General features: G+C 51.5%; 28 protein-coding genes. 4 read left to right on the top strand and 24 right to left on the bottom strand.

The features are described from left to right. Positions 1-18 precede the first annotated feature (18 nt). Together cbiD and DFR60_RS19970 are read right to left on the bottom strand one after the other, a co-directional pair. Positions 19-1206 carry a cobalt-precorrin-5B (C(1))-methyltransferase CbiD gene (gene cbiD, locus DFR60_RS19975; protein ID WP_110324462.1) on the bottom strand — a complete coding sequence of 396 codons (1188 nt, stop codon included), beginning with the start codon at positions 1204-1206 and terminating at the stop codon, positions 19-21. 195 nt (positions 1207-1401) lie between these two features. Beyond that, positions 1402-1614 (bottom strand): alpha/beta-type small acid-soluble spore protein, encoded by a 213-nt coding sequence (locus DFR60_RS19970; RefSeq protein ID WP_002603484.1) that lies wholly within the window; start codon positions 1612-1614, stop codon positions 1402-1404. A gap of 257 nt (positions 1615-1871) precedes the next feature. On the opposite strand from DFR60_RS19970, the gene DFR60_RS19965 reads away from it, so the two are divergent. Then, positions 1872-2603 carry a LytR/AlgR family response regulator transcription factor gene (locus DFR60_RS19965; protein ID WP_490393323.1) on the top strand — a complete coding sequence of 244 codons (732 nt, stop codon included), beginning with the start codon at positions 1872-1874 and terminating at the stop codon, positions 2601-2603. Next, a complete protein-coding gene (locus DFR60_RS19960) occupies positions 2603-3982 on the top strand; it encodes a GHKL domain-containing protein (protein ID WP_110324460.1) in 1380 nt (459 codons plus the stop codon). Before DFR60_RS19965 ends, DFR60_RS19960 begins: the two co-directional genes overlap by 1 nt. Before the next feature lie 133 nt (positions 3983-4115). On the opposite strand, the gene DFR60_RS19955 is transcribed toward DFR60_RS19960, so the two are convergent. The 5 genes from DFR60_RS19955 to DFR60_RS19935 are packed head-to-tail and all read right to left on the bottom strand — an operon-like array spanning position 4116 to position 6653. After that, positions 4116-4307 carry a PspC domain-containing protein gene (locus tag DFR60_RS19955; protein ID WP_110324459.1) on the bottom strand — a complete coding sequence of 64 codons (192 nt, stop codon included), beginning with the start codon at positions 4305-4307 and terminating at the stop codon, positions 4116-4118. Between the two features lie 43 nt (positions 4308-4350). Continuing rightward, complete coding sequence (locus DFR60_RS19950; protein WP_110324458.1) at positions 4351-5316, bottom strand: DUF4097 family beta strand repeat-containing protein; 966 nt, start codon at positions 5314-5316, stop codon at positions 4351-4353. Continuing rightward, positions 5313-6041 (bottom strand): HAAS signaling domain-containing protein, encoded by a 729-nt coding sequence (locus DFR60_RS19945; RefSeq protein ID WP_110324457.1) that lies wholly within the window; start codon positions 6039-6041, stop codon positions 5313-5315. Before DFR60_RS19945 ends, DFR60_RS19950 begins: the two co-directional genes overlap by 4 nt. Then, complete coding sequence (locus DFR60_RS19940; protein WP_002603476.1) at positions 6038-6358, bottom strand: PadR family transcriptional regulator; 321 nt, start codon at positions 6356-6358, stop codon at positions 6038-6040. The genes DFR60_RS19945 and DFR60_RS19940 overlap by 4 nt, the downstream gene beginning before the upstream one ends. 43 nt (positions 6359-6401) lie before the next feature. Then, entirely contained in the window at positions 6402-6653 is a 252-nt protein-coding gene (locus tag DFR60_RS19935) for a PspC domain-containing protein (RefSeq protein ID WP_110324456.1), read from the bottom strand. A 243-nt stretch (positions 6654-6896) separates the two neighbouring features. On the opposite strand from DFR60_RS19935, the gene DFR60_RS19930 reads away from it, so the two are divergent. Further along, positions 6897-8879 (top strand): sodium-translocating pyrophosphatase, encoded by a 1983-nt coding sequence (locus DFR60_RS19930; RefSeq protein ID WP_110324455.1) that lies wholly within the window; start codon positions 6897-6899, stop codon positions 8877-8879. Positions 8880-9094: 215 nt separating this feature from the next. Here DFR60_RS19930 and DFR60_RS19925 read toward each other — a convergent pair whose 3' ends face one another. Continuing rightward, the gene (locus tag DFR60_RS19925) at positions 9095-10327 is read right to left on the bottom strand and encodes a D-alanyl-D-alanine carboxypeptidase family protein (RefSeq protein WP_110324454.1); all 1233 of its coding nucleotides are present in this window, start codon (positions 10325-10327) and stop codon (positions 9095-9097) included. 261 nt (positions 10328-10588) lie between these two features. Between DFR60_RS19925 and DFR60_RS19920 the strand changes: the two genes are divergently transcribed. Beyond that, complete coding sequence (locus tag DFR60_RS19920) at positions 10589-11983, top strand: polysaccharide deacetylase family protein (RefSeq protein WP_110324453.1); 1395 nt, start codon at positions 10589-10591, stop codon at positions 11981-11983. A 188-nt stretch (positions 11984-12171) separates the two neighbouring features. On the opposite strand, the gene DFR60_RS19915 is transcribed toward DFR60_RS19920, so the two are convergent. The 16 genes from DFR60_RS19915 to DFR60_RS19840 form a co-directional block, all read right to left on the bottom strand. Next, a complete protein-coding gene (locus DFR60_RS19915) occupies positions 12172-13125 on the bottom strand; it encodes a TIGR03943 family putative permease subunit (protein WP_110324452.1) in 954 nt (317 codons plus the stop codon). Positions 13126-13129: 4 nt separating this feature from the next. Next, positions 13130-14437, bottom strand: coding sequence for a CobW family GTP-binding protein (locus tag DFR60_RS19910; RefSeq protein WP_110324451.1), 1308 nt, complete (start codon positions 14435-14437; stop codon positions 13130-13132). A gap of 105 nt (positions 14438-14542) precedes the next feature. Next, positions 14543-15247: a hypothetical protein gene (locus DFR60_RS19905; RefSeq protein WP_110324450.1), complete on the bottom strand. Its 705-nt coding sequence runs from the start codon at positions 15245-15247 to the stop codon at positions 14543-14545. Then, positions 15219-16250: a zf-HC2 domain-containing protein gene (locus DFR60_RS19900; protein WP_110324449.1), complete on the bottom strand. Its 1032-nt coding sequence runs from the start codon at positions 16248-16250 to the stop codon at positions 15219-15221. The genes DFR60_RS19905 and DFR60_RS19900 overlap by 29 nt, the downstream gene beginning before the upstream one ends. After that, a complete protein-coding gene (locus tag DFR60_RS19895; protein WP_110324448.1) occupies positions 16240-16755 on the bottom strand; it encodes an RNA polymerase sigma factor in 516 nt (171 codons plus the stop codon). Before DFR60_RS19895 ends, DFR60_RS19900 begins: the two co-directional genes overlap by 11 nt. Positions 16756-16857: 102 nt before the next feature. Then, positions 16858-17088 (bottom strand): metal-dependent transcriptional regulator, encoded by a 231-nt coding sequence (locus tag DFR60_RS19890; protein ID WP_110324447.1) that lies wholly within the window; start codon positions 17086-17088, stop codon positions 16858-16860. Between the two features lie 201 nt (positions 17089-17289). Beyond that, positions 17290-17565: a transcriptional repressor gene (locus DFR60_RS19885; RefSeq protein WP_110324446.1), complete on the bottom strand. Its 276-nt coding sequence runs from the start codon at positions 17563-17565 to the stop codon at positions 17290-17292. A gap of 16 nt (positions 17566-17581) precedes the next feature. After that, positions 17582-17770 carry a FeoB-associated Cys-rich membrane protein gene (locus tag DFR60_RS19880; RefSeq protein WP_081034280.1) on the bottom strand — a complete coding sequence of 63 codons (189 nt, stop codon included), beginning with the start codon at positions 17768-17770 and terminating at the stop codon, positions 17582-17584. Positions 17771-17828: 58 nt separating this feature from the next. After that, on the bottom strand, positions 17829-19985 hold the full coding sequence (feoB, locus tag DFR60_RS19875; protein WP_110324445.1) for a ferrous iron transport protein B: 2157 nt from the start codon (positions 19983-19985) through the stop codon (positions 17829-17831). 76 nt (positions 19986-20061) lie between these two features. Then, positions 20062-20283 (bottom strand): FeoA family protein, encoded by a 222-nt coding sequence (locus tag DFR60_RS19870; protein ID WP_025530593.1) that lies wholly within the window; start codon positions 20281-20283, stop codon positions 20062-20064. A 15-nt stretch (positions 20284-20298) separates the two neighbouring features. After that, a complete protein-coding gene (locus DFR60_RS19865) occupies positions 20299-20511 on the bottom strand; it encodes a FeoA family protein (protein WP_002603461.1) in 213 nt (70 codons plus the stop codon). Between the two features lie 367 nt (positions 20512-20878). Next, complete coding sequence (locus tag DFR60_RS19860; RefSeq protein ID WP_055657071.1) at positions 20879-21532, bottom strand: potassium channel family protein; 654 nt, start codon at positions 21530-21532, stop codon at positions 20879-20881. A 250-nt stretch (positions 21533-21782) separates the two neighbouring features. Next, entirely contained in the window at positions 21783-23138 is a 1356-nt protein-coding gene (locus DFR60_RS19855) for a TrkH family potassium uptake protein (protein ID WP_110324444.1), read from the bottom strand. Between the two features lie 7 nt (positions 23139-23145). Then, a complete protein-coding gene (locus DFR60_RS19850) occupies positions 23146-24015 on the bottom strand; it encodes a metal ABC transporter permease (protein ID WP_110324443.1) in 870 nt (289 codons plus the stop codon). Continuing rightward, positions 24015-24722: a metal ABC transporter ATP-binding protein gene (locus DFR60_RS19845; protein WP_025530599.1), complete on the bottom strand. Its 708-nt coding sequence runs from the start codon at positions 24720-24722 to the stop codon at positions 24015-24017. The genes DFR60_RS19850 and DFR60_RS19845 overlap by 1 nt, the downstream gene beginning before the upstream one ends. Further along, a complete protein-coding gene (locus DFR60_RS19840; protein ID WP_110324442.1) occupies positions 24723-25772 on the bottom strand; it encodes a metal ABC transporter substrate-binding protein in 1050 nt (349 codons plus the stop codon). Positions 25773-25798 lie beyond the last annotated feature (26 nt).

Raw genomic sequence — 25798 nt, 5'->3', positions numbered from 1 at the left:
CTGTTCTTGTTTTCTCTTCTATTCTTTCTGCATTTCGTTAGCTTCTTCCCGAATGCGAAATGCCTCAATCATATTCTCTGCCCCGCAGGTCATACCAAGTATACCGTATCCGTTCGTAAATGTCACCACCTCGGCGCACACGGCTCTCCCGCTCCAGTCTTCTACGTACTGCTTCATCCGTTCCACCGCAGTCATCATCGCCGGTTTCAGAACTCCGGCCTTTTCCAGCCAGATTACCGCCTCCTCCGTCGTATTGGATGCGAGCACCTGGTCTTTCAACCGTTTCCGGGCGCTTATCGCCAGCTCCTCACAGTGTACCCGGGCACAGTCCCACATAATTTCCATACGCCTGTCCCCGTACTTTGAATGCGTATTCCCGACACCGCCGGCCACCTTAATCAGTTTTCCGACGTGGCCGACAAAAAGAAGACCGTCCAGCCCCTCGTCCGCCGCCATTTTCACGGAATCCTGTACGAAATTGCTGCACTGGACCCCCTGGGCCAGGGAGAGATTTAACGTCTCCTTCAAAAAATTCTCCCCGTAATTTCCGGGTGTTAAGATTACTTCCCGCTGCCCTGCCACGGCCTTCATATGGAACTCCAGCTGAATGGTGGCCCTTAAAGCGGCCTCGCTCATCGGCTCTACGATCCCGCTGGTTCCAAGCACAGAGATCCCGCCCTCGATTCCAAGCTTCGGGTTAAAGGTGCTGAGAGCCAGACGCGCGCCTTCCGGAACCCATATTCGGACAAGGAGGCGTCCTTCGCAGCCCGCGCTTCGCGCCACCGCCTCCACTTCTTCAAATATCATCTTTCTGGGTACCGGATTGATGGCATGAAGCCCTACAGAACACGCAAGGCCCGGCTTCGTCACAATCCCGACTCCAGGGCCTCCGGTTAAGAAAATATGATTGTTCCGGTAACACCTCTCCGGGTCGCCGCTGTCTTTTATGTACTCTACCGAAGCATAAATCAAAGCCTGATCCGTCACATCCGGGTCATCTCCCGCGTCTTTTCTGACGGCGCACACCGCCGAACGTTCTGTCCGTTCCGTATCATACAGCAGCATCTCCGCTCTCGTTCCTCCGGGCGTCATCACCTGGACACACTCCACCGTTTCCCGCTGCAGCAGCATGACCGCAGCAGCCTTCGCCGCACAGGCCGCACACGTACCCGTGGTAAAACCACTTCTCAACTTTTTCTCTTCCATCGCTGTTTCCTCTTTCCCGTATATTATAATGGATAGCGCGGGGGGTGGCAAGTTTTTTTAAACAGGGGACCCCTATGGCTTTCCCCCTTAAAAATCAAATTCTTAGCCACATAGCTTGAGGAGAGGGGAGGGGAAACCGTCTGTTTGTCAGCTCCGGTCTCCCTTCCCCTCTCCTTAAGCGCTGTGGTGCAGTTCTTACTTTTCTTCTAAAGCCTCTTGTTTCAATTCGCGTTTGCGTTTCGTAATGAGACCGCCGATGCGGCCGCTTTCTTTCGCGGTGAGGGAACGCCAGCCGCCGTTGATTACTTTGTCACTGAGACCTAACTCCGTGGCAATTTCGAATTTAAGTATTTCCTCTGGTTTTAAATTGTGAGGATCGAATGGTTCGTTCTTTTTTCCTTTTGACATGATTACAGGCTTGCTCCTTTCTCGAATCTAAGGAGAGTATGCCCGTTATGAGACCCCTTAAACATCCGGACCGCAGGGTTTTCTGATTTGCAGGATGGGGCGGTGGCCCCGTGTGTCAGCTTTCGACAGCGTCAATGACACATTTTACTAAAATATACCATAGTTTACTGTTTTTACCCTGTTTTTACCCAAAATTTCCAGCAGGTCTGTCGATAATATGATATAATTTTAAAGGTATGCTATATGAACGAAGGAGAGTGATAACATTGCGTATTGCAGTCATAGATGACTCTTCAGCACAGAGGGAACAGTTATCCGGCTATATTAAGGAATATTATTCAGGAAATCCCATATACAGGCAGGTCGACCTATTCGAAAACGGTGAACAGTTTATGGAATGCTGGAGGCCGGGGGCTTATGATCTGCTTTTTATCGACATTTTTTTAGATGGAATAAATGGACTGGAGATCGCGGAGAAGGTAAGAAACAGCGATGCGGACTGCCTGATGGTCTTTACTACCAACAGCAGTGACTTTGCGGTCAGGGGATTTGAACTGCGGGTTTCTGATTATCTTGTAAAGCCCTTTTCCTATGAGAAATTTAAAAACACATTAAAATACTGCGAACGGTCCATGTGCAGCCACGCGCGGTACATAGAAGTCAAGGAAAGCCGGACCATGATTAAGATCCGGCTCGATGATATTATATTTACAGATTACTTTAATCACTATATTCAGATTCACACCAAAACGAGAACGATCCGTTCCTACATGAAATTTGAGACATTTTCACCCTATCTTCTCTGTTATCCCCAGTTTCTCTGCTGTTACAGAAACTGCATCGTCAACATGGACCGGGTGATCTCTTTAGAAAAGAATGACTTTATCATGGATACCGATGAGCGGGTGCCGATTACGCGGAAGAACCGTCAGGAAATTCACCAGCGCTACGCGGACTATCAGTTTCTGCGGCTGAGCGGAGGCGTATAATGGAGTTCCCTTTTTCCGTCTTATCCGTCGGGCTCGAACTTTTGACGATTATTTTCTGTATTCTGCTGTTCTTCCGGGGCCGTTTACGGGTAAGCGGCGTACGGAGCTTTTTTATTCTGGTTCTTTTATTCTTTGTTACGACCGGTTCTTACTTTCTGCTCCGCCCCCTGTTCGGGGGCGGAGACTCATTTAAGACCTTATATTCCATCTACAGCCTGGCAGTCATCATCCTCTTTCTGTCCTGGCTTTTTCGCGAAAGCATATTCGTCACTATCTTCATGGTGTTTGCGGCGCGCAACTATCTGGATGGAACCAATATGATCTCCGACCTGGTGAGTGTGATCTGGCATTCAGCTTCCTTTTCCGGCAGCCAGACCGCCACCGGTTTTTTGTGCCGTCTGACCGTCTATATTCTCCTCGTACCGGTACTCTACCACTTCTTCAAGGTGTGTATCCATCCGGCCATCGCCAGCACAAAAAGCATGAATATCTGGAACTATTTATGGATTATTCCCGTGTCCTTTTTCTTTCTCTACCGGCTCGGCTTCAATCCCTACTATACCGCCATTGAGACCGGAAATAAAAATTCCATGCTGCTGTTTCCACTGGTCTGGTATCCGGGTATGTTTTTCTGCCAGCTCTGCATCTTCCGGCTGCTGTCGGAGACCTCCCAGAACATCGTTCTGCGGGAAAAGCTTCACACCGCCGAACTGCTGACAGAGATGGAGAAGAAGCAGTACAGCCTTCTGCAGGATAACATTGAGGGGACCCGGAAGGCCCGTCACGATCTCCGCCACCATCTGCTGGCCATGCGGGGATACGCCGAGCGCCGGGACTATGAGGGATGCCTCCGCTACATTGAAGAGTTTTTAAAGCAGGCCGAAAGCTACGCCCTGAAACAGTACTGTGACAATCATGCGGTCAATTCCATCATCAGCTATTATGAAAACACAGCCGTAAGCAGCGGGGTTATCGTCTCCATCGAGATCCAGCTTCCCTCCCTTCTGACAGTTCCCGAGGTGGACTTCTGCACCATATTGGGGAATTTACTGTCCAATGCCGTGGAGGCATGCCTCCGGCAAACGGAGGGGGAACGCTTTATCCGCATGAAACTGGGAATGGCGGGCCGCTCCATGGTCACGCTGTCTGTGGTCAACTCCTACTCCGGGGATATCCGGGAAGAGAACGGAGTTTTCCTCTCCTCCCATCACGCCGGAGAAGGCATCGGTACCATGTCTGTACGCCACATCGCAGACCAGTACCACGGCATCGCCCGGTTCCGGTATGAAGACGGCGTCTTTGAGACTTCCGTCCTGTTGAACCCCGAACCGTCAGGCAATGCGTCAGACAGGAACACTACGACTATTTTCCATCAATGACTGCCGCCCTGCTGCATCTGTATATAAGAGCCTCCAGCGAATAAAATGGTTCATTTTTCATTAGGAAAAGGCTCCGGGCCGCAAAAGCAGCCGGAGCCAGAATGGTAATCGTATCCGCATAATTCCTAAATTCCTATCTGCGGGGAATAATGACCGCCGCGATGAGATAGGCCACAATGCCCGTGCCAGAACAGGCCAGCACCGCCCATAAGAGCCGGATCAGCGTAGCGTCAACGTTAAAATACTCACCGATTCCTCCGCATACGCCGCAAATCATCTTATCTGTATCTGAACGGTATAATCTTCTTGTCTCTCTGTCATCCATCTTTGAATCTCCTCTCTGTTCTCTCTATATGTTTTCCATTATATCAGTGAAATTTAACTTCAATCGCACCTGTGCTGCAGTCCAGTTCCATCTTTTTGGCTGCCCCGTTATTGATCTTTCTTTCCTTGGACAGTCCGGAAAAGCCCTCGCCGTCAACGGTAATGCTGCCTACCTTGCATTTGATCTCGTAGTTAAAGTCTGCCTTCGCTCCCGCCAGGTCAAGTTTAACAGCGCCGACGCTGCATTCCGTGTCCACATCGCCGTCTACCGATCCTTCAAACTGCACGGCTCCCACATCGGAATCAACCTCCAGCTTTCCCGTGTCGGCTCCTGTCACTCTTACTGCGCCGACGGCTGCGTCGATCTCTATCTTGCCGGCCTTTAAGCCTTCCGCCACAATAGCAGGACCATTATCGCTGTTAATCACCTTTTTATTACTCTGTGCCTTGACCTTCAGTTCGACCTCCTCGAAGCGGTAATCTGCCGGAACGTGGATATAAATCACTGTATCCTCATAGTCATAGGAATCCCAGGACTTGGACCCAACCGTTACCTTCAGTTCATCCTCTTCGCTGTAGACATTCCAGCGTGCCATATCTTCCTCACTGGAAACAACGATCTTATCCGCCGGAGCATCATATACTATAACGGCCTTGCCTCTTCGAACCTCCAGATCCAGCTTCCTGGCGTAAATCTCAGAAAATGCACTCTCGTTTAATACCCCATCATCCAGCCTGTCATGGATGCTGCGGCCGATATCATCAAATTCGCGGCCCAGTTCGTCAAAGCTGTCGTCGAAACTATCCGACAGGTCGCGGCTGAGATCGTCCATCCCCGTCCTGATGTCACGGGTAATGCCGTCGGCGATATCACGGCCAAGCCAGCTGTAATGGTAAGCAGACACATCTGACAGTCTGCCGCCCATAGCGGCCGCCACAGTGGTAATCCCACCTCCGATCAGAATGCAGACGCCGCCTGCAATCAGGCATACCTTCGTAAAATTCTTCATGAGCGACTCCTCCTTCCATAGAGTAAACCACTGATTCCATTCACAATCGAACGGAACAGAAACGGCAGAAACTTACCGTAAAACACACCGCATAAAGCCAGACTTGCAAAAGCAAATCCCAGTGTCAGTACGGAAATGCCGATAACCAGTATCCCGCTTAAGGGATGTATCACCATCGACACGATGCCCACTATGAGCAGTGCAATCCCACAGATAAACAGCACTCCGGTAAGGACGCCCACGAGCACTACAGCCGCTACCAGCAGTCCGAAGAGGCCGCCGAACATCCCGACCAGACCGCCGCCGATTCCAAACAGGACCGGAGATGCCACAATAATTAAGATAATCCACAGGATGATCTTTACTGTCCGGTTGGTTCTCGGCTGATTCTCTCTCTTTTCCTCATGTTCCTCTGTCTTCTGTCCTTCCACGGCGTCCGGCAGGTCATACCGCTTGGCCACCTGGTAATTCGGGTCGCGGAACCGTTCATCCTGATACCCTTTCTCCGTGAACTCCCCGCCGTCTTCCAAATGCCCGGACAGATCGGAGCGGATAATCGCCGCGATGCGCTCCGGGCTTCCAAATTCCCTGATAGCCGCTTCCTCATTCTCATCTCCGGCTTCCTCCAGATAATCTCTGTAGTAGCCGATGGCTTCCGCCTTATCTTCATCCGGAATATCGGAAAGCAGATATTCCAGCTCCTTCATAAACTCTTCCCTGTTCATATTAATGCCTCCTCAAAGATTTGAGATATCTTCCGGGAGTAGCCTGCCCACTCACCTTTGTACAAATTTAACTGTACTCTGCCCTTTTCCGTAATCTTATAATATCTGCGGTTTCTGCCGTCGATAGCCATATCGTAGACTTCCAGACACTCTTCCTTCTGAAGCCTGCGAAGCACCGGGTAAAGGGTCGATTCTGAAATGTCGATGACACTCCTCACATCCTGTGTGATTTTATATCCGTAAGTCCCTTCCTGTTCCTTTGACACAACCGCCAGTACGATCGCATCAAGGAGGGCTGCACCTGTGTTAAAAACCATATTCCCACTCCTATCTTCTCATTCAGTCAGATCCGAACGGCCTTTAACGGCTTCCGTCATCTGAGGGTGCCCGCGGTATAATCACTGCCGCGATGAAATAAACGACCAAACTGCCGCCGATGAGGGAAAATCCCGCAAACGAATGGAACATATGACGCCATGGCTGGAAGAACATCAGAATTACCCATATAAGCCTTATAATAACCGGGTCCACATTAAAATACTCTCCGATGCCGCCGCACACGCCGCAAAGCACCTTATTCTTTACTGAACGGTATAAACGTTTCGTCTCCATACTCACTCGACCTTTCTCTTATTGTTTAGTATAATATTATTTTGTGTTCTATATTATATCTTGTATAGCATGGTTATATTATATATCGTATAATATTGTTTGTCAACTTAATTACAGAACAAATTATTCTAAATTATTTTTAGGTTATCTAAAATTTTTTGTTGTATTATCGCAGTTTATCTGCTACAATAGTTTACACAGGTATCAATTTGCACAAATATCATGAAAATTGGGAGGGTTATTATGGAAAAAATGATACTGTCTGTACCCGTTATCGGCCTGATCGGCCTTTTGTTTGCTATCTTTCTGCGTCTTCACGTGATTAAGCAGGACCCGGGAAATGACCGGATGCGCGAGATTGCGGACGCGATTGCGGAAGGCGCAAGGGCATTCATGACCTCGGAATACCGTGTCCTCATCATCTTTGTCGCTGTCCTCTTCGTCGTGATTGGTTTTGGTACGAGAAGCTGGACTACGGCCGTCTGCTTCCTGGTGGGCAGCGCCTTCTCCACCATTGCCGGTTATCTGGGCATGAGCGCGGCGATCCGCGCCAACTGCCGTACCGCCAACGCCGCAAGGACCTCCGGTATGAGCCAGGCCTTATCCGTGGCATTTTCCGGCGGTAGTGTCATGGGTATGGCCGTCGTCGGACTGGGACTTCTCGGTGTCGGAACGCTTTTCCTTATTACAAAGGATGTGGAAGTGCTTGCAGGCTTCAGCCTCGGCGCCTCCTCCATCGCCTTATTCGCCCGTGTGGGCGGCGGAATCTACACCAAGGCGGCCGATGTAGGCGCCGATTTAGTCGGCAAGGTGGAAGCCGGAATTCCTGAGGATGATCCCCGGAACCCGGCCGTCATCGCAGACAACGTAGGCGATAACGTGGGTGACGTGGCCGGTATGGGGGCTGACCTGTTCGAATCATATGTAGGGTCCCTGATCTCAGCGCTGACGCTGGGTGTCGTATTCTACCAGGAAGCGGGCGTCATCTTCCCGCTGCTGCTCTCCGCCTGCGGTGTCGTGGCGTCCATCATCGGAGCCCTGATCGTGAGAGCCGGCAACAATTCCAATCCGCACCGTGCGTTAAAGAGCGGAGAGTACAGCGCCACAGCCCTGGTCGTGGCCGCCTCCTTCCTCTTAAGCTACGTATATTTCGGCAGCTTCAACGCCGCCTTTGCCATCATCGCCGGACTCCTTGTGGGCGTTATGATCGGATTTGTCACGGAGATCTACACCTCCGGCGACTATCGTTTTGTGAAAAAGATTGCCAAACAGTCAGAGACCGGGTCCGCTACCACCGTGATCAGCGGAATTGCCGTCGGTATGCAGTCCACCGCGATTCCGATTCTGCTGGTCTGCATCGGCATTCTCGTCTCCTTCCGCCTGATGGGCCTCTACGGAATCGCCCTGGCCGCGGTCGGCATGCTTTCCACCACCGGCATTACCGTCGCCATCGACGCATACGGTCCTATCGCAGATAACGCCGGCGGCATCGCGGAGATGGCCGGTCTCGATGATTCGGTCCGCGAAATCACCGACAAGCTGGACTCTGTCGGCAACACCACGGCGGCGATCGGAAAGGGCTTTGCCATCGGCTCCGCCGCCTTAACCGCCCTGGCCTTATTCGTTTCCTATGCGGAAGCGGTAAATTTAAAAACAATTGATATTTTAGACGCTCATGTGATCGTCGGACTGTTCATCGGCGGAATGCTCACCTTCCTCTTCTCTTCCATGACCATGGAATCCGTGTCGAAGGCGGCTCACCAGATGATCGAGGAAGTGCGCCGGCAGTTCCATGAGAAGCCGGGCATCCTGGAAGGGACCGACCGGCCGGACTACGCCTCCTGCGTATCCATCTCCACCACTGCCGCGCTCCGCGAAATGTTTCTTCCCGGCCTCATGGCCGTGCTCGTCCCTCTGGCCGTCGGACTGATTCTCGGGCCGGAAGCCCTGGGCGGACTTCTGACCGGAGCCCTGGTGACCGGTGTTCTCACCGCCATATTCATGTCCAACGCTGGCGGCGCCTGGGATAACGCGAAGAAATACATCGAGACAGGCAACCACGGCGGAAAAGGCAGCTCCGCGCACAAGGCGGCTGTCGTCGGCGACACGGTAGGCGATCCGTTCAAGGATACGTCGGGACCATCTATCAATATCCTGATCAAGCTTATGACCATTGTATCCCTGGTATTCGCTCCGCTGTTCTTACAGTTTGGAGGTCTTCTATAATAAAGTGTCCGGCCCGCCGGACTCTCGCGCCGGAGCGCGGTCGCTTCAGCGGCCATATTTCCTTAGCGCGAAGTGCGCATACCCGATAAAGCGGGGCACGCTGTCTCCCGGAGGGTTTTTGTTTCATAGGACGAACTTTCCTGTGAAAAAAAACGGGAGGAAAAGCATGAAATGCTTTTCCTCCCGTTTTTCGTTTTCTTTCCGGCGCCGCGCTGTCAAACTGCGAATCCCGCCAGCACTCTCTTAAAGTAATCCATGAACCCGGCTTCCTTCACCGCTCCAGCCGTGAGTACCGGGACTTCTCCCAGCTTCTTTCCCGCCAGACTGTATTTGATCACGCCCACGTTCTGTCCTTCCTCCACCGGCGCCGCTATGGATTCCGGCAGTACCAGTTCCTTCTCTATGGCAGCCAGGTCTTCCCCGTTTAAGCTCAGATAGGAGAAGGTGCCGCCGTATTTTAAGGGAACGCTGTCTACGACGCCGTTATCCACCACCAGCTCCGGAAGAGGAAGCATCTCCTTATCCTCGTACAGGCGGCAGTTGGCGTAGCCGTAATTCAGCAGCGTCTGGGCGTCTGCAAACCTGGCCTTGTAATCAGGAGCCGCCATAATGGAAGCGATCAGGCGGACACCGTCTTTTTCTGCGGTCGCCGACAGACAGTATTTTGCCAGAGACGTAGAACCCGTCTTCAAACCGGTTACATTGAAGTTGGTCGCCATTTTTAACAGCTTATTCGTGTTGGAGAGACCAAACTCCTTCGTTCCCTGTTTCGTCACGTGGGTGATGTTCTCCATCCAGATGGTGGAGTAATTATGGATCTGGGGATACTTGTTGATCAGTTCTCTCGACATGAGGGCGATATCTCTGGCCGTCGTCACATGGGTAGGCGAATCAGTCAGGCCGCAGCAGTCCTCAAAATGGGTGTTGGTCATGCCAAGTCCGGCCGCCCTCTCGTTCATCATTTTCACAAATTCTTCCTCTGTACCAGCTATGTATTCCGCCATGGCCACGGAAGCGTCGTTTCCTGAGGCCACCACGATGCATTTGATCATGGTCTCCACCGTCTGGGTCTCCCCCTCTTCCAGGAAAACCTGGGAGCCGCCCATGGACTTGGCATGTGCGCTGGTTACCACCTCGTCGGTCATTTTTATTTTCCCGGAATCCAGGGCATCAAAAATCAGGATCAGAGTCATGATTTTCGTAATACTGGCGGGACTCCTTTTCGTATCCGCATCTTTTTCGTATATCACCTGTCCGGTAGAAGCTTCCATCAACAGAGCGCTTGGCGCCTGTATGGATGGACCTCCCTCGGCGTTTACAGTCTTCGCCTCTTCCGACCGGATTACCATGTCCGACGCCACGGCAATGTCCGGCTCCTGCCCCCACGCGGCATGAGACGGACAGAGGAAAAGCAGCATGCTTAAAACAAGAGCTAACAATCGTTTCATAATTTCCCCTGATAAAATCCTTTGTTTCATTGTATGGGTGGGATTTCCATTCCTATGCCACTTTTTGCCAAAAATTTTTCCTTAATTTTCCCTTGATACGATTTCATCCTGCCTGAAAGTATGGTATACTGATTCAGGAGTTTGTACTGTGTCCGGTATCCGGGCCGGTTTCGGGTACAGCAGTGTGTCATTTTCTGTGAAACATCTGTCTGATCCGGCCGCCCAGAGCTCCTTCAATACACTGGAAAAAGAGGTTATCGCATGAATATGGAAGAATACCGTGAACGGCGTCAGCAGGAAAAGCGCCGCCGCACGTTACATAATATCATTGTCATTATGATAGGAATTTTACTGGTTGCCGCCTTAGTCACGGGCGGCATTATACTGGGCCGGCACCGCAAGGGGCTTGGAGCGATCAAGGCATCCGCCAACCAGACCGCAGCGGAGACGTCCCCTCCGGAGGTTATCACTACGGCGCCGGAGACAGAGGACACCGGCCTGATTGATCTCCTTACACAGGCGGAAAGCCTGGCCGTGCAGTACGATTATGAAGGTGCCATCAACCTGATCATCTCCGACAGCCGCTACGCCTCCACGAAGGAAGCCGCAGACGCAGTCGCCGCTTACACAGATCAGATGAGCCGGCTGGTCCGCGTCAATCCCCAGGAAGTCACCCATGTGTTCTTCCACTCCCTGATCGTCGATACCTCCAAGGCCTTCGACGGAGACAACCGGGAGGGCGGATACAACCAGATGATGACGACGAAAGACGAGTTTATCAAGATGATGCAGTCCATGTACGATAAAGGCTACGTCCTCGTAAAGATCCACGATCTCGCCTATGAAACGACAGACGAAAACGGCAATCCGAATTTCGTCTACGGCGACATCATGCTTCCCGAAGGAAAAAAGGCCTTCGTCATGTCACAGGATGATGTATGCTACTATGAATATATGAAGGGAGACGGCTTCGCCACCCGCATGGTGATTGGGGAAGACGGCTATCCCACTACAGAGATGGAACAGGATGACGGAAGCGTCGTCACCGGAGATTTCGATCTCGTTCCCATACTGGAAACCTTCATTAAAGAACACCCGGGATTTTCTTATAAGGGCGCAAGAGCCATTATCGCATTTACGGGCTACAATGGAATTCTTGGATACCGGACAGATGAATCTTATAAGGACACCAATCCCAATTACGAGGAGGACTTAAAACAGGCGGCCGCAGTCGCACAGTGCCTGAGAGACCACGGCTGGGAACTGGCTTCCCACAGCTGGGGCCACCGCAACCTGGGCACGATCTCCATGGAACACTTCAGGCTGGACGCGGATAAGTGGGAAAAGAACGTGGAATCCCTGATCGGTCCTACCGATATCATTCTCTACCCCTTTGGCAGCGATATCGGGACCTGGAAGCCTTATACGGATGATAATGAACGCTTTACCTATTTAAAATCACTGGGATTCCGATATTTCTGCAACGTGGATGCCAGCACGCCTTACTGGATGCAGCTGGGATCGGATCATTTCCGCCAGGGCAGACGGAATCTGGATGGTTACCGCATGTATTACTATCCGGACAGCTTAAGCGACTTGTTCAACGTCCCGGACGTATTCGATCCGGCCAGACCGACACCGGTACCACAGATGTAGCTTTATCATTCATTACAAAACACTGCAAACTCAAAAGAGCCTTGAAGCGGGACCATGACAGTTCCGCCTCAAGGCTCTTTTTTATAATACAGGATAACTCATCATGTGAAACAAGAAAGTATGGGGGGCCGCACACTCCACGCGAAGGAAATATGGCCGCTGAGGCGGACTGCCTGATCTTTGCTTCGTTAAAACTGTACTACGTCCCGGATTGGCTCCGCCGCCTGGACGGACTCCGCATAGAGCACAGGGCCTTCGCCCTCATAGTCCTTCCAGAATTCGTAAGCGATCCTGGCCCGGACCTTTACCCACTGCTTCGTCTGTAAGTCCTTCGCTTCTCTGGCCTTCGTGACAAATCCCAGGAACGTCATGTCGGCTTCACAGCAGGTCATGGCCATACGTCCCGGGACAAAGTAATTTTTCGGGAATTCCGGGCTCTTTAATACCATGGCCGTAAATTCCACAATCTTCCCCTCGTAGCGGTCCCGCCTGTCCATACAGTCAATATACCAGATGCCGTAGGCCTCCGGCGAAATTGCAATCACGTCCGCACTCATATCGTAAGGCAGATCCTCGTCCGCGATCTCGTCGATCTCCCCCTCTGAATCCTCAAAGACAATCTCGCCTCTCTGGCACATGGATTTAAGGGTCCTGCGGTAGCCTGATAAATCTTCGATCCCGTCACACCGGTTACAAATAACCAGTTCAGAATTCTTAATCATGGCATACAGCAGAGGCTTCATATTAGCCACATATAAGTCAAAGGTGGACATGTCAATAATGGTAATCTGCTGATATACACGCCAGTCGTCCGGCAGCTGTAAGTCATCCTGATTCCACATGCCGTTCCACTCAATTAAGACGCGCTCCGGGTTATAGAGAAGCTCCAGCTCCAGAAGGCGCTCCGGCGTGAGTTCGTCCATGCTCTCGATGAATATACCCGCCGTTTTGGTGCGTTTCAACAGTTCTGTATCGTACTCCGTATCACCGTCTTCGCAGACGATCAGCAGGGTCTTTCCATCGGTCTGAAAATAATCCTGCTGCATGGTAAACTGGAGAAACTGGGTCTTACCGGCTTCTAAAAATCCATTGATCAGAAACACCGGCATAAAATCGTCATCTAATGTATCCGTGTACTCCATCTTCTCACCTGCCAAACGCTTTCTTTAATTCGTCTTCTTTCAGCTTTGCGCCGATCACGCATACCTTGCCGGTATATTCCGGTGATCCGTCACGGATCTCATACTGCTCCGGTACAAGGTCGAAATAGAGCCAGCTTCCCTCTTTCTCTCCAGGAACCATGCCCTTGGCGCGAAGTACCTCGCCGTACTGGTCACCGTATGCCAGTTCGTCCAGAATCCGGTCTAAGTCTTCCCTCTTCATGGCCGCAACATTCTCAAGACCCCAGCTGGTGAATACCTCGTCCGCATGGTGGTGGTCGTGATCGTGACCGCAGCTGCAGGTCTCGCCGTCATGATGGTGGTGATGCTCGTGATCATGGCCGCAGCCGCACTCCTCTGCTTCGTGATCGTGGTCGTGATGATGGTGGTGCTCATGGTCATGGCCGCAGCCACACTCTTCTGCTTCATGATCGTGGTCGTGATGGTGGTGGTGCTCATGGTCATGGCCGCAGCCACACTCTTCTGCTTCATGATCGTGGTCGTGATGGTGGTGGTGCTCGTGGTCATGGCCGCAGCCGCACTCCTCTGCTTCATGATCGTGGTCGTGATGATGCTCATGGTCATGACCACAGCCGCACGCTTCCTCATCATGCCCGCAGCCGCACGCCCCGCCGTCATGGTCGTGATGGTGATGACGGTGCTCCTCAACTTCCTTCATTAAGTCTTCCGCCATCGTATCCGGCTTCTCGATGATTTCCAGAAGCTGGGCGCCGCTTAACTGGCCGCATGGCGTTGTAACGATCACGGCCTTCGGATTCTTCTCACGGATCAGTTCCACCGCCTGGTTTACCTTGTCCATGGCAGTAATGTCGGTACGGCTTAAAACAACCGTTCCCGCGTTCTCGATCTGATTATTAAAGAACTCACCGAAATTCTTCATATACATCCGGCATTTCGCCACATCCACGATGGTAACCGCGCTGTTCAAGGTAACCTCGATCTCCGCCGCCACGTCTCTGACCGCCTTCATGACGTCAGAAAGCTTACCCACGCCTGACGGCTCGATGATCACACGGTCCGGCTTGTACTTGGTCAGCACTTCCGCCAGGGACTTTCCAAAATCACCGACCAGGGAGCAGCAGATGCAGCCGCTGTTCATCTCACGGATCTCGATTCCGGAATCCTTTAAGAATCCGCCGTCGATGCCGATCTCCCCGAACTCATTTTCAATTAAAACCACCTGCTCACCGGAGATGGCCTCCTCCAGCAGTTTTTTAATAAAAGTCGTCTTACCGGCTCCAAGGAAGCCGGATATAATATCAATCTTTGTCATATCGTTTAAGGACCTCTTTTCTTTCCAGGTTTTTCATTCACTACAACTACCTATTTTGTCACAAACCGCCTGTAAAGTCAAGCCGGAGACCCTTATTGTACTTTATCATTTTTTCTCAATCATGGTGTTTTTCAGTTCTTCTACGCATTCAATGAAACCGTTATCCTTGTAAAACACCATATTTTGATCCCCGCGGTCCATATAAATCAGTCCTTCTTCTATATTAAATATGGGATCGTATCCGTGAAAATATTTCTCCGGAAAGGAAAACCAGACAAATGAACGGTCCTGCTTCCCTTCTCTCACCAGCTTTTTTAGCTCCTCCTGTCTCTCGGCCGGCTGCCTCTCCAGAGAAAATGCCAGCATCTGAAGCCGCGCCAGAGTCTCGTCTCCTGACGCCAGATTCACATTCCCATTCTCGTCACGTAAAGCGATCCAGGCGGAAGCCGCCGGTTCCTCATAGCCCCGCTGTACGATCAGGCGGCAGTGTAATACGAAGCCGGCCAGCGCGCAGTCGGCAATCAGGAATCCGGCCAGCCCCGCCGCCGCTATATACTTCTTTTTCTGGTGCTCAAGCGCAAGCACTGCCATCGTGATCACTGCCATGCCTAAAGCGCAGAACAGCACCGTTCCGTATCCCTCCGGCAGGTTCATGGTACTCATCTTATCCGGCATGAACTTCTGCATAAAATTGAGGATCTTCCAGTGAAAAAAGCGGACCGCCACCACATAGACCATCAGGGCCGTAAACAGGAATGCAAGGATCCAGTCTTTTTTCGTTTTAATTCTCCATTCCGCCAGTTTCTTCATCTGTCAGCGTCTCCTCCCCATCGTATTCATCATATAAGGACTCCAAACAGTCCTCCTGGTACTGAACCATGTATCTGGAGAACTCCTCCGGCACCCGGTATACCGTACCGTGCTCCGTCACCAGATAATGCTCCTTCGGATTTACCTCGCAGATCATGGAATCCTGCCGGTATTTTCCCAGAAATATCTGAAGCTGCAGTTCATCCTCGGGCACCCGCACATCAGGGCTTAAGCGTTCCAGGGGATTCCCGTCCCGGTAAAGTGCATCCCGAAGAATGCGGAAAATGGTGTCGATCCCTCCCGGCTCGTCCTCTTCATAGTAGCCGTTTCCCCGGCTTTCGGTAGCCAGAAAGAATCCGGTTACGTCCTCCATGCGGTCATCCTTTGCCGCCATTACGGTGTCCGCCTTTAACAGCGCCCCCGTCCAAAGAAGGACTACAGCCGCCCAGACGGCTGCAAACTTCAGATAGCGCCGCAGCGTAAAGATCTTCGAATCTCCGGTAAAATAGGCGAGGCTGCCATAGACAGCGCCCCCGATCATGACCGGCGTAATCCGCTCCGCCAGAAACGTAAGAAGGCCCCTTCCCGGGAAGAATTCGTTAAATTCCGTAAACATGCCGTTCCCGCCGTAATAGCCGTAGGGCTGCGCGTGAAACAGATTATGCAGCATCTCACTGACCTTGTACGGGATGGCCAGAATCACCTTTGTCACAAGAAAAGAATCCGTAAAATAAGCGATGGAAAACCAGCCCAGCACGAAACCAACCAGAGTGAACACCAGGATCCTTCTGGTTCCTTTTTCAAAATGGACCACCCGCTCCTTAAGCCCCTCATCCGTACCGCCATATCCGGCCTCCGGTATGTCCAGCTCCTTCTCTTTCTCCAGATACCCTTCGACCAGCGCGCGGCATTCCCCGCATTCCTCCAGGTGCTTTTCCACTTCCGGGTCCTCGGTATTGCCCCGCAGATACTCCAGTACCCGATCTCTGTAATCACATGCCACAGCTGTCACCTCCTCTCTGTTCATACCGGCTCCGGTACTTAAGCCTGGCCCTGTGAAGCCTGACCTTTACCACGGTTTCCGACAGCCCTGTCACTCTGGCAATATCCGCATACGCCATCTTTTCATAATCGCGAAGCAGGATGATCGTCCTGTCGTCGGCATTTAAAGAAGAAAGCACCTCCCGGATCAATTTTGCCTTCTCTTCCTCCAAAAGCTTCTCCTCCGGTCCGCTCTCATACCCGGCCTCGAGCCGTTCCATGTCGGCCTCCTCCAGAAGAACCGGCTGTTTCTTTCTGGCAAATGAAAGAAAGGTGTTCCGCGCAATCGTCAGGCACCACGTCTTTTCACTGCATTCCTCCTTAAAGCCCTTAAGCCCCAGATAGACCTTCAAAAAGGTCTCCTGCGCCAAATCCTCCGCCGTATCTTTATCCTTCGTCATATAGGAAAGGTAACCGTATACCGCGTTTTTCTGCCTCTGGTAAACTTCTTCAAATCTCACTCCCACGGACGTCTCTCCTTTGTTTTTTCTTCACTCGAAACCGCCTTCACCTATATAGACTCCGGTTTTCCCAAAAAGTTACATCCAAAGATAAAGAAAAGCAGAAACCTACTGGCTCTGCTCGCTCATAAATCTTTTAATTCCCAAAAACACTTCCTCACTGATAATATGTTCCATGCGGCAGGCATCTTCCTCTGCCGCCTTCAGGATTCCGATGGCACGGCTCACGCTCGGTTTGCTGAAATTCAGTTCGTGAGCGATATCGATGGAACGCACCGTCCCATTTTTCTCCCTCAGACGCAGGATCGTCTCCAGATAATTTTCTCCGGACTCATACATGGCAGTTCCTCCCCGTTCCATCCCGTGTGTATCGTTTCTATCATATACGATTTATTCTCATAAGTCCACCCCGGCCCATATTTCAAAATACAAAGGAACCGGCCGCGGCGCCCTGCAGCTGTCTGCACGGGTACCACGGCCGGTTCCTGTTATTCTCATTGAGCACCGTCAGCTCTTCTCCTGCCCGGGTTTTTGATCCCTTCAGGCGCTGGCGCTGTCTCCGTCTATCCGGTAAAGGTTCTTTCTCTGGATCAGTCCGATCTCCTCCAGGGTCTTCACCATCCGGTAAACAGTGGCCATTCCGATCGTGGGGTCCTTTTCCAGTGCCTGATAATACATTTCCTTACAGCAGCAGCATTCGTCCTGCAGAATCACGTCGATCAGAATCTGTCTCTGGTTTGTGATTCTGCATCCGTTTCTCTTTAATTCCCGAATCACATAGGCGCGTTTCTCTTCGAGGATATCAGCCTGATTCATTTTATCAACCTCCCCGTTATGAGCGCGGCTTATGGCCTGGAGCACAGCCATGGCAGCAACTGCATTGTCCTCCGCAGCCGCTCTTGCTTCCGCAGCTGCAGGTTCCCCGGTTCTTATACACGGAACGGATCGCAAGTCCCGTCAATACGAGTAATATCAGTGATATCATAATTGTCGCCGCATTGGCAGCTATCCAAGTTACCATAAGTATCCCTCTTTTCTATTCAGTCTCTTAAATTGTTACGATTAAGCTGTTCATCTGCTTAAATTCTGGCCGCTACGGCTCCTGTCTTCTTGTCAGCCTTCGGAGCCGGACGGAACAGCAGATACAGAGTTACAGCAAGAACAATAACAGCAGCGGCTGTCCCAATACCGAAGCCACCGCCCATGGCGAATGATCCCAGCTGATAGATCATTAAGCATACCGCATAAGCAAATACATTCTGGAAGATAACTGCAAACGCGGTCCAGCGCTTATTTCCCATCTCCTTCGCCATGGTGCTGATTGCAGCCAGACACGGAGAATCCAGTAAGTTAAAGGTTAAGAAGGTAAATCCTGCAAGGGCGCTTCCATGGAAGAAATCAGTCATAACGTACTGCCACAGAGCAGCATCAGTCTCCGTCGCTTCCGCCATATTGGCAAGAACACCCATGGTGCTGACGATACCTTCCTTTGCCACGAATCCGGAAAGGGAGGATGCAACCGCCTGCCAGCTGCCGAAGCCCAGAGGAGCAAAGATCGGAGCGAGGAAGGTGCCGATGATCGCGAGGAAGGAAGCTTCCATATCCTCAACCATGCCAAAGGCGCCATTTTCCACGCCGAACGTAGCCAGGAACCACATCACCATACAGCATAGGAACAGGATTGTTCCCGCTTTCTTTAAGAAGCTCCATACACGCTCCCATACGTGAAGCAGCACGGTCTTCACTGACGGAACGTGATACTGCGGAAGTTCGATTACGAACGGCGACGGATCACCTGCAAACATTTTCGTTTTCTTTAAAATAATACAGGATATGATAACCGATGCAATTCCGATGAAATACATGCTGGGTGCCATCCACCAGGCCCCACCCATGATCGCACCTGCTACCAGTGCGATAACCGGAAGCTTTGCACCGCAGGGAACGAAGGTCGATGTCATAATGGTCATACGACGGTTTTTATCATCTTCAATGGTTTTAGTGGCCATGATGGCCGGAACGCCGCATCCGGAAGAGATAAGCAGCGGGATAAAGCTCTTTCCCGATAATCCGAATCTGCGGAAAATACGGTCCATGATAAATGCAACTCTCGCCATGTATCCGCAGTCTTCCAGGACAGATAAGAACAGGAAGAGAATCGCCATCTGAGGAGCGAATCCGATTGGAGCCGCCAGACCTCCAATGATACCATCCACAACTAGGGAAACGAGCCATTCGGAAGCGCCTGCGGTTTCCATTAAGCCCTGAACAGCCGGCTGGATCCATGCGCCAAACAGCGTGTCATTGGTAAAGTCTGTAACAATGGTTCCCAGTGATGTGACGGAAACGTAATAAACCACAAACATCACAGCCACGAAGATCGGAAGTGCCAGGATTCTGTTCGTTACAATCCTGTCAATCTTGTCCGAAACGGTCATTCCCTTACGGTTCTTCTTTAAACAGCCCGTAATGATTTTCGATATGTATTCGTATCTCTCGTTGGTGATGATACTCTCCGCATCGTCATCCATCTGCTTCTCGGCTTCCTTCACGATTTCCACGATGCGCTTCGAGGAATCGGCAGAAAGCGGGGTCGTACCCAGGACCTTCTCATCCTGCTCGAACAGCTTGATGCTGTACCAGCGCGCCAGATGGTCCGGAACGGAATTGGGAAGGAGGTCTGCGATATCAGCCAGCCAGCCTTCCACCTCTCTGGAAAACTCATGCTTCGGCACCTGAATGGTCCTGGCATTTGCCAGACGAACCGCACGGTCCACCACTTCAGTCAGTCCCTCACCCTTTAAGGCGGAGGTAGCAACCACTTCACAGCCAAACGCTGCCGCCAGCTTCTTCTCGTCGATCTTATCGCCGCTCTTCACCGCCAGATCCATCATGTTCAGGGCGATGATAACCGGAATACCCAGTTCCAGCAGCTGTGTCGTCAAATATAAGTTACGTTCCAGATTCGTGGCGTCCACCAGGTTAATAATCGCATCCGGTCTCTCATTGATTAAATAGTCACGGCTTACGACCTCTTCCAGTGTATACGGTGACAGGGAATAAATTCCCGGAAGGTCGGTGATAATGATGTCTTTCTTTCCCTTCAGTTTCCCTTCCTTCTTCTCAACCGTAACTCCAGGCCAGTTTCCAACATACTGGTTGGAGCCTGTTAAGTTATTAAACATGGTGGTTTTTCCGCAGTTCGGATTACCTGCCAGTGCAATACGGATTGCCATACTCTTGTTCCTCCTTTAGTTAGCCATCTCTAACTCTCATTCTTAAAATATAGGGCTTCCGCCCTTCCCTGATCTTTTACTCCACCACAATCAGTTCCGCATCCTGTTTTCTCAAAGAAAGTTCATACCCTCGCACCGTTACTTCCACCGGGTCCCCGAGCGGCGCCACCTTCCTGACAAATACAGAACAGCCTTTTGTGATCCCCATATCCATAATCCGGCGTTTGACTGCGCCCTCTCCGTTTAACTTCTTCACGGTTACGGTCGTGCCGCATGGAATTTCCTTCAAGGTCTGCATCCTCTTTTCCTCCTACTAAACCATAATTTTTTTTGCCATATCCTGATTCACTGCGATTCTGGAATCCTTGACATTGACTATCATATTTCCGCTGATCGTCGATACCACGGTGACCACTGCGCCCGTTACAAAACCAAGATTCTCAAGAAAACGTTTCGTCTCTTCGTTCCCGCCGATTTTACGTATTACCTGTGCTTCGCCGGTTCTTACCATGGTTAAAGGCATCATATTCACCACCTCTGCTTAATTTTGAAAATTATTCTCAATTTCATTTTCTTTACAGTAGTTAGTATATGCTAATCCAAATAAAAAATCAAGTACTTTATTGAAAATAATTCTCAATAAGGAAAATAAATCCAACTAAGCGGGAAATTTTAAAGGAAAGAGGAACAGGTTTTTAAATAAACAGCAGGGGAAAACCGCGTTTTCTAAACATGGTTTTCCCCTGCTGCTCTCCCTGTCATTTATCTTCGTAAGCGTGGTAAATCCGTTTTACCACATCGTAGGCCAGCTTACGCCGCCTGTATTCATCCACAATTCCCTTATTATTCATGGTGCGGGGGCGGCGATATCATTTACTCGAACTTTGAGCACATCATTTCATCTTTTCCAGGATATTATCAATATCCACCTTTTTTCCAATTACCATCAGATGCTCCTGCGCCTGAATGACATAGTCGGCCGGGGGCATGAGCTGAGCTTTTCCTTCGCGTTTGATGCCCAGGACGCTGATGTGGTAACGGTTACGGATATCGGCCTCACGGATGGTCTTGTGGATCCATTCCGGAAGAGGCGGAATCTCGTAGATGGAGTATTCCTGTGTCAGTTCAATGTAGTCAAATACGTGGTTGGCGCTGTAGCGGACTGCCATCTTTTCTGCAATGTCACGGTCCGGATAGATGACCTCATCCGCGCCGTTTCTGAGAAGAAACTTGGCGTGAATGTCGCGGTTTGCCTTGCTGATGACACGGCGACCGCCCAGCTCCTTTACAAGGCTGGTGATCTCCAGACTGCTCTGGAAATTCGTTCCGATACAGACGAAACAGATGTCGAAGTTGGCGATTCCCAGGCTTCGTAAGACCGCCTCGTTGGTACAGTCTCCGATCTTGGCGCTGGTCACGATGGGAAGCAGGTCCTCTAACACCTCTTCCTTCTGGTCCACCACCATGACGTCATTTCCCAGCATGGCGAGATTCTCGCAGAGATGGTGGCCAAACCGTCCCATTCCTATGATTAAAATTGATTTCATATGATATTCTCCTTTGCTTCGCAGCATATTATTTTAACATTCATAAGCAGGTTCCCCCACCTCTAAGGTGGTGGGTTATAGCAAGCTTTATTCTGTGGTGGTGCAATCCACTTCTGAATGTTGAAGCCTCCGGCGGATGTGCAGAGCGCCCCAGTGTATGATGTCATGCGGGGCATGGCAGGCGCTCGCACCCATTCGCCGAGGCGAATTGAATACATGATCTCTTCACTTCCAGGCACCGGCTACGGGCTTACCCGATGTTGATCGCCTCCGCAGGCTGCTGTACATGGGGCTTTCTCTTAGACTGGACAAAGGCCAGCGCAAAGGAAAGGCTTCCGATTCTGCCGCAGTACATCAGAAGAATGATGATGCAGCGCGATACCGGATGCAGCGCTCTCGTGATTCCCGTAGTCATTCCGACGGTACCGATAGCGGAAAACGTCTCAAACAGGATATCTGAAAATCCCAGAGGCTGTATCGCCATGATGGCCAGTGACGCCGTGACTGCCAGTAAAAGGTTGATCGTCAGAATCGTTCCGGCACGCTTGACCGCGTCGTTCTCCAGCCTCCTGCCGAAGATATTGATCCCGTACGTCTGCTTGATATTGGAATGTACGCACAAGAGAAGGACCACCAGGGTCGTCGTCTTGATGCCGCCGGCAGTGGAGCCAGGGCTTCCTCCGATGAACATCAGGATGATGGTCAGCAGCTTGCTTCCATCGGTTAAGGCCGCCGTGTCCGTCGTGTTGAAGCCGGCCGTTCTGGCCGTCACGGAGCTGAATAAGGAGGTCAGGATCTTACCGCTGGTATTCATTCCCACCAGAAGGTGATTCCTCTCCAGCAGATAAAACAGCAGTCCTCCGCCGAAGACCAGGATCGCGGTGGTGACGAGTACAATCTTCGTCTGAAGCATATATTTTCGAAAATGCAGCTTGTTGCGGCTTAAATCATCCCAGACAATAAAGCCGATACCGCCGATAATGATCAGGGACATGATGACAAAGTTCACCAGCCAGTCATCGTAATAGGCCACAAAAGAGCTGTACGGTGTCTGCCCTCCCATCAGGTCGAAGCCCGCGTTGCAGAAGGCCGATATAGAATGGAAAATACCGTAAAACAGTCCCCGGAAGAAACCAAACTGGGGGATAAAGCGGATTGCCAGAAGCACCGCCCCCGTTCCCTCAAAGATACACGTGCCGATGATAATCTTCTTCGCCAGGCGCACCACCCCGCCGATCTGCAGGGTATTGACGCTCTCCATCATGAGTCCGCGCTCCTTCAGCCCGATCTTACGGCGGAGAACGATGGAAATGAAGACGCCCACCGTGATAAAGCCCAGACCGCCAATCTGAATCATGGTCAGAATGACGAGCTGGCCAAATAAGGACCACTGGCTCCAGGTATCAGCCACCACAAGGCCCGTCACGCAGGACGCGCTGGTGGCCGTAAACAGACAGTTTAAAAATGGCTCCGACTGTCCGTCGCGGCTGGCAAAGGGAAGCATGAGCAGAAGTGTTCCCGTTATGATAACGCAGAAAAATCCATATGCAATAAACTGTGTCTGGCTCACATGGCGCCGGGCATGAATTAATTTTTTCTCATCCATTTTGCTGCTACTGCCTTTCTGCTTCCGTATTTTCACTTAATTCCGGCTTTTTTCCGCCGGTTCGGAATTTGAGCGCCCACTCTGTCCCTGTAAAGAGCAGAAATGCCGCCAGATTGACGACAACGACGCTGGCTCCTGCCGGTGTGGAGAACCGGTAGGACATCACCATTCCGATACAGAAGCACACCACGCCCAGCACTCCGGAGGACAGCACCACGCCGCGGAAGCTCTTAAAGAGCCGCATGGATGTGAGCGCCGGAAAGATAATCAGGCTGGAAATCAGCATCGCTCCCATCATACGCATTCCAAGGACGATGGTGATCGCCGTCAGAATCGCAATGAGCACATTGTACCACGAGACGTTTACTCCCGTGGCTCTGGCGAAATTCTCATCAAAGGTCACTGCAAAAATCTTATTGTAACAGATCAGAAACAGTCCCAGAACCACGACGCTTAAGATCACGCTTAAGCTGACGTCCGTCCTGCTCATGGCCAGAATGCTTCCGAACATGTAGCTGCTCACATCGGTCGTCATACCGGTCGTCATGGAGGTGACGATAATACCGATGGCAAGGGCCGCCGCCGATATCATGGCGATGGCCGCGTCACTCTTGATCTTTCCGTGCTCCGTGATCCTTAAAAGGAAGAACGCCGCCAGAACCACCACGGGGATGGATACCTTTAAGGGGGACCATCCGGCCGCTACCGCGATAGAGAGCGCGCCGAAGGACACGTGGGACAGACCGTCCCCAATCATGGAATACCGTTTTAACACAAGGCTCACACCCAGAAGGGACGCGCAGAGCGAGACGAGAATTCCGCCCACTAAGGCCCTGACGAGGAATGGGTATGAAAGCATCTCTCTCACCATTTCCATCAAAGCTCACCTCCCAGATAAATGTGGCCCGCGCTGCTCTTCAAATACTCCTCTGTCGTGCCGTAGAACAGCACCTCTCTCTTTAAATGAAGAATCTTTTTCGCCTGCTTCACCACATTTGCAATATCGTGGGATACCATTAAGATCGCCACGCCCTCTTTTTGATTCAATTTTCGGATAATCTCGTAAAATTCCAGGATTGCCGAAGGGTCCAGGCCCGTAATCGGCTCATCCAGGATCAGCAGCTTGTCCGTGGCGCACAGGGCCCGGGCAATCAGGGTCCGCTGCTGCTGCCCGCCCGATAAGTCGCGGTAGCACTGACCTGCCAGTTCTGCGATTCCCAGCCGCTCCATGTTCTTTTCCGCCAGCGCCTTTTCCTTTCCTGAATAGAAAGGCTTGTTTCCGCGCCTGCTTAAACAGCCGGACAGTACGACCTCCCCGACCGTAGCCGGGAAATCCTTCTGCGCCGCCGTCTGCTGCGGGAGATAACCGATCCCGCTCTTTTTCAGTTCATCCGACACGGATATGGTGCCCTTCGTCGGCTTTAAGAGTCCCAGCATTCCCTTCATCAGGGTGCTCTTTCCGGAACCGTTCTCTCCGACGATGCAGACGTAATCACCGGGATTCACCTCCATGGTGACGTCCACCACGGCATCCTGGTTTTCATAGCCGAAATCCGCATGGCTGCATTGTATCAATGAATTCATTTATTCCAGTCCTTTTTTCAAATTAATCACATTCTGTTCCATTAAGTCTAAGTAGGTCACGCCGCTGTCAAATTCCCTCCTGGTCACATTGTGACAGGAATGCAGTAAGAGCGGTTCTGCGCCCGTTTCCTCGGAGATGATCTCCGCCACCCGGTGGCTGGTCAGCTCCGGATAGTAGATGACCGGAATCTGTTCTGTCTTCATCTTATCGATGAGGTAAGCGATGGTTTTGGCGCTTGGCTCCGTATCCGTACTGCATCCGGAAAATGCGGCCCTGTAGCGCAAGCCATACTCGTCCGCAAAATAACGGTAAGGGAACTTATCCCCCACGATTATCATGTTCCTCTTTTCATTGGCTGTCACGTCACGAAACTCCTGATCCAGCTTCTCAAGCTTCGACAGATAGCTTTCTGCATTCGCTTCATAAGCCGCCCGGTTCCCGGGATCTGCTAAAGCCAGGGTCTCTTCGATGCCCTTCACCAGTTTCATGGCGTTCACAGGCGAGGTCCAGATATGTTCGTCGTATTCGATCTCTGCCCCATGGCCGTCGTCGTCATACAGCTCATGGCTGTAAAGGTCATCGTGGCTGTGGTCGTGGTCAACGCTATGGTCGTGGTCGTGCCCATGCGCCTCCTCTTCCATGCCTTCCACAATCTCCTCCTGAACGGTATCCACGTAATCCATCCCCGTCATGACGGCCATGTGAGAGGTATCGACCGCCGATAGGACCCGCTCCAGCCAGTGTTCCATGGCTCCGCCGTTGCAGATCAGCACATCGGCGTTCTGAATCGTGATCATGTCCGCCGGCGTCGGCTCGAAGGAATGGCTGTCCATACCCGCCGGAACCACCATGGTCAGGTTAATATGTTCACCGGCTATCTGCCTGGTAAAATCGTAGTAAGGAAACAGCGTTGTCACCACATTCAGTTTCCCGCCCTCTGTTTCCGGCTCCGCCGAGGGAATCTGCCGCCCGGCACACCCTGTTAAAATCATAGCCAGAATCACGGTTCCGATGCAGAACTTCCGCGGGATTCTTCTATTTTTCTTCATTCATTATGTCTCCAATCTGATTCCAT

Origin of the sequence: Hungatella effluvii, assembly GCF_003201875.1 — a bacterium.
Lineage (GTDB): Bacteria > Bacillota > Clostridia > Lachnospirales > Lachnospiraceae > Hungatella > Hungatella effluvii.
This window is presented reverse-complemented; position numbering and strand designations above follow the sequence as displayed.

Excerpts from the sequence above, each read along its gene's own strand:
- cbiD (WP_110324462.1), bottom strand. The coding sequence starts at position 1,206 with ATGGAAGAGAAAAAGTTGAGAAGTGGTTTTACCACGGGTACGTGTGCG.
- DFR60_RS19970 (WP_002603484.1), bottom strand. The coding sequence starts at position 1,614 with ATGTCAAAAGGAAAAAAGAACGAACCATTCGATCCTCACAATTTAAAA.
- DFR60_RS19960 (WP_110324460.1), top strand. The coding sequence starts at position 2,603 with ATGGAGTTCCCTTTTTCCGTCTTATCCGTCGGGCTCGAACTTTTGACG.
- DFR60_RS19955 (WP_110324459.1), bottom strand. The coding sequence starts at position 4,307 with ATGGATGACAGAGAGACAAGAAGATTATACCGTTCAGATACAGATAAG.
- DFR60_RS19950 (WP_110324458.1), bottom strand. The coding sequence starts at position 5,316 with ATGAAGAATTTTACGAAGGTATGCCTGATTGCAGGCGGCGTCTGCATT.
- DFR60_RS19945 (WP_110324457.1), bottom strand. The coding sequence starts at position 6,041 with ATGAACAGGGAAGAGTTTATGAAGGAGCTGGAATATCTGCTTTCCGAT.
- DFR60_RS19940 (WP_002603476.1), bottom strand. The coding sequence starts at position 6,358 with ATGGTTTTTAACACAGGTGCAGCCCTCCTTGATGCGATCGTACTGGCG.
- DFR60_RS19935 (WP_110324456.1), bottom strand. The coding sequence starts at position 6,653 with ATGGAGACGAAACGTTTATACCGTTCAGTAAAGAATAAGGTGCTTTGC.
- DFR60_RS19930 (WP_110324455.1), top strand. The coding sequence starts at position 6,897 with ATGGAAAAAATGATACTGTCTGTACCCGTTATCGGCCTGATCGGCCTT.
- DFR60_RS19925 (WP_110324454.1), bottom strand. The coding sequence starts at position 10,327 with ATGAAACGATTGTTAGCTCTTGTTTTAAGCATGCTGCTTTTCCTCTGT.
- DFR60_RS19920 (WP_110324453.1), top strand. The coding sequence starts at position 10,589 with ATGAATATGGAAGAATACCGTGAACGGCGTCAGCAGGAAAAGCGCCGC.
- DFR60_RS19915 (WP_110324452.1), bottom strand. The coding sequence starts at position 13,125 with ATGGAGTACACGGATACATTAGATGACGATTTTATGCCGGTGTTTCTG.
- DFR60_RS19910 (WP_110324451.1), bottom strand. The coding sequence starts at position 14,437 with ATGACAAAGATTGATATTATATCCGGCTTCCTTGGAGCCGGTAAGACG.
- DFR60_RS19905 (WP_110324450.1), bottom strand. The coding sequence starts at position 15,247 with ATGAAGAAACTGGCGGAATGGAGAATTAAAACGAAAAAAGACTGGATC.
- DFR60_RS19890 (WP_110324447.1), bottom strand. The coding sequence starts at position 17,088 with ATGTATGAGTCCGGAGAAAATTATCTGGAGACGATCCTGCGTCTGAGG.
- DFR60_RS19885 (WP_110324446.1), bottom strand. The coding sequence starts at position 17,565 with ATGAATCAGGCTGATATCCTCGAAGAGAAACGCGCCTATGTGATTCGG.
- DFR60_RS19880 (WP_081034280.1), bottom strand. The coding sequence starts at position 17,770 with ATGGTAACTTGGATAGCTGCCAATGCGGCGACAATTATGATATCACTG.
- feoB (WP_110324445.1), bottom strand. The coding sequence starts at position 19,985 with ATGGCAATCCGTATTGCACTGGCAGGTAATCCGAACTGCGGAAAAACC.
- DFR60_RS19870 (WP_025530593.1), bottom strand. The coding sequence starts at position 20,283 with ATGCAGACCTTGAAGGAAATTCCATGCGGCACGACCGTAACCGTGAAG.
- DFR60_RS19865 (WP_002603461.1), bottom strand. The coding sequence starts at position 20,511 with ATGATGCCTTTAACCATGGTAAGAACCGGCGAAGCACAGGTAATACGT.
- DFR60_RS19860 (WP_055657071.1), bottom strand. The coding sequence starts at position 21,532 with ATGAAATCAATTTTAATCATAGGAATGGGACGGTTTGGCCACCATCTC.
- DFR60_RS19855 (WP_110324444.1), bottom strand. The coding sequence starts at position 23,138 with ATGGATGAGAAAAAATTAATTCATGCCCGGCGCCATGTGAGCCAGACA.
- DFR60_RS19850 (WP_110324443.1), bottom strand. The coding sequence starts at position 24,015 with ATGGAAATGGTGAGAGAGATGCTTTCATACCCATTCCTCGTCAGGGCC.
- DFR60_RS19845 (WP_025530599.1), bottom strand. The coding sequence starts at position 24,722 with ATGAATTCATTGATACAATGCAGCCATGCGGATTTCGGCTATGAAAAC.
- DFR60_RS19840 (WP_110324442.1), bottom strand. The coding sequence starts at position 25,772 with ATGAAGAAAAATAGAAGAATCCCGCGGAAGTTCTGCATCGGAACCGTG.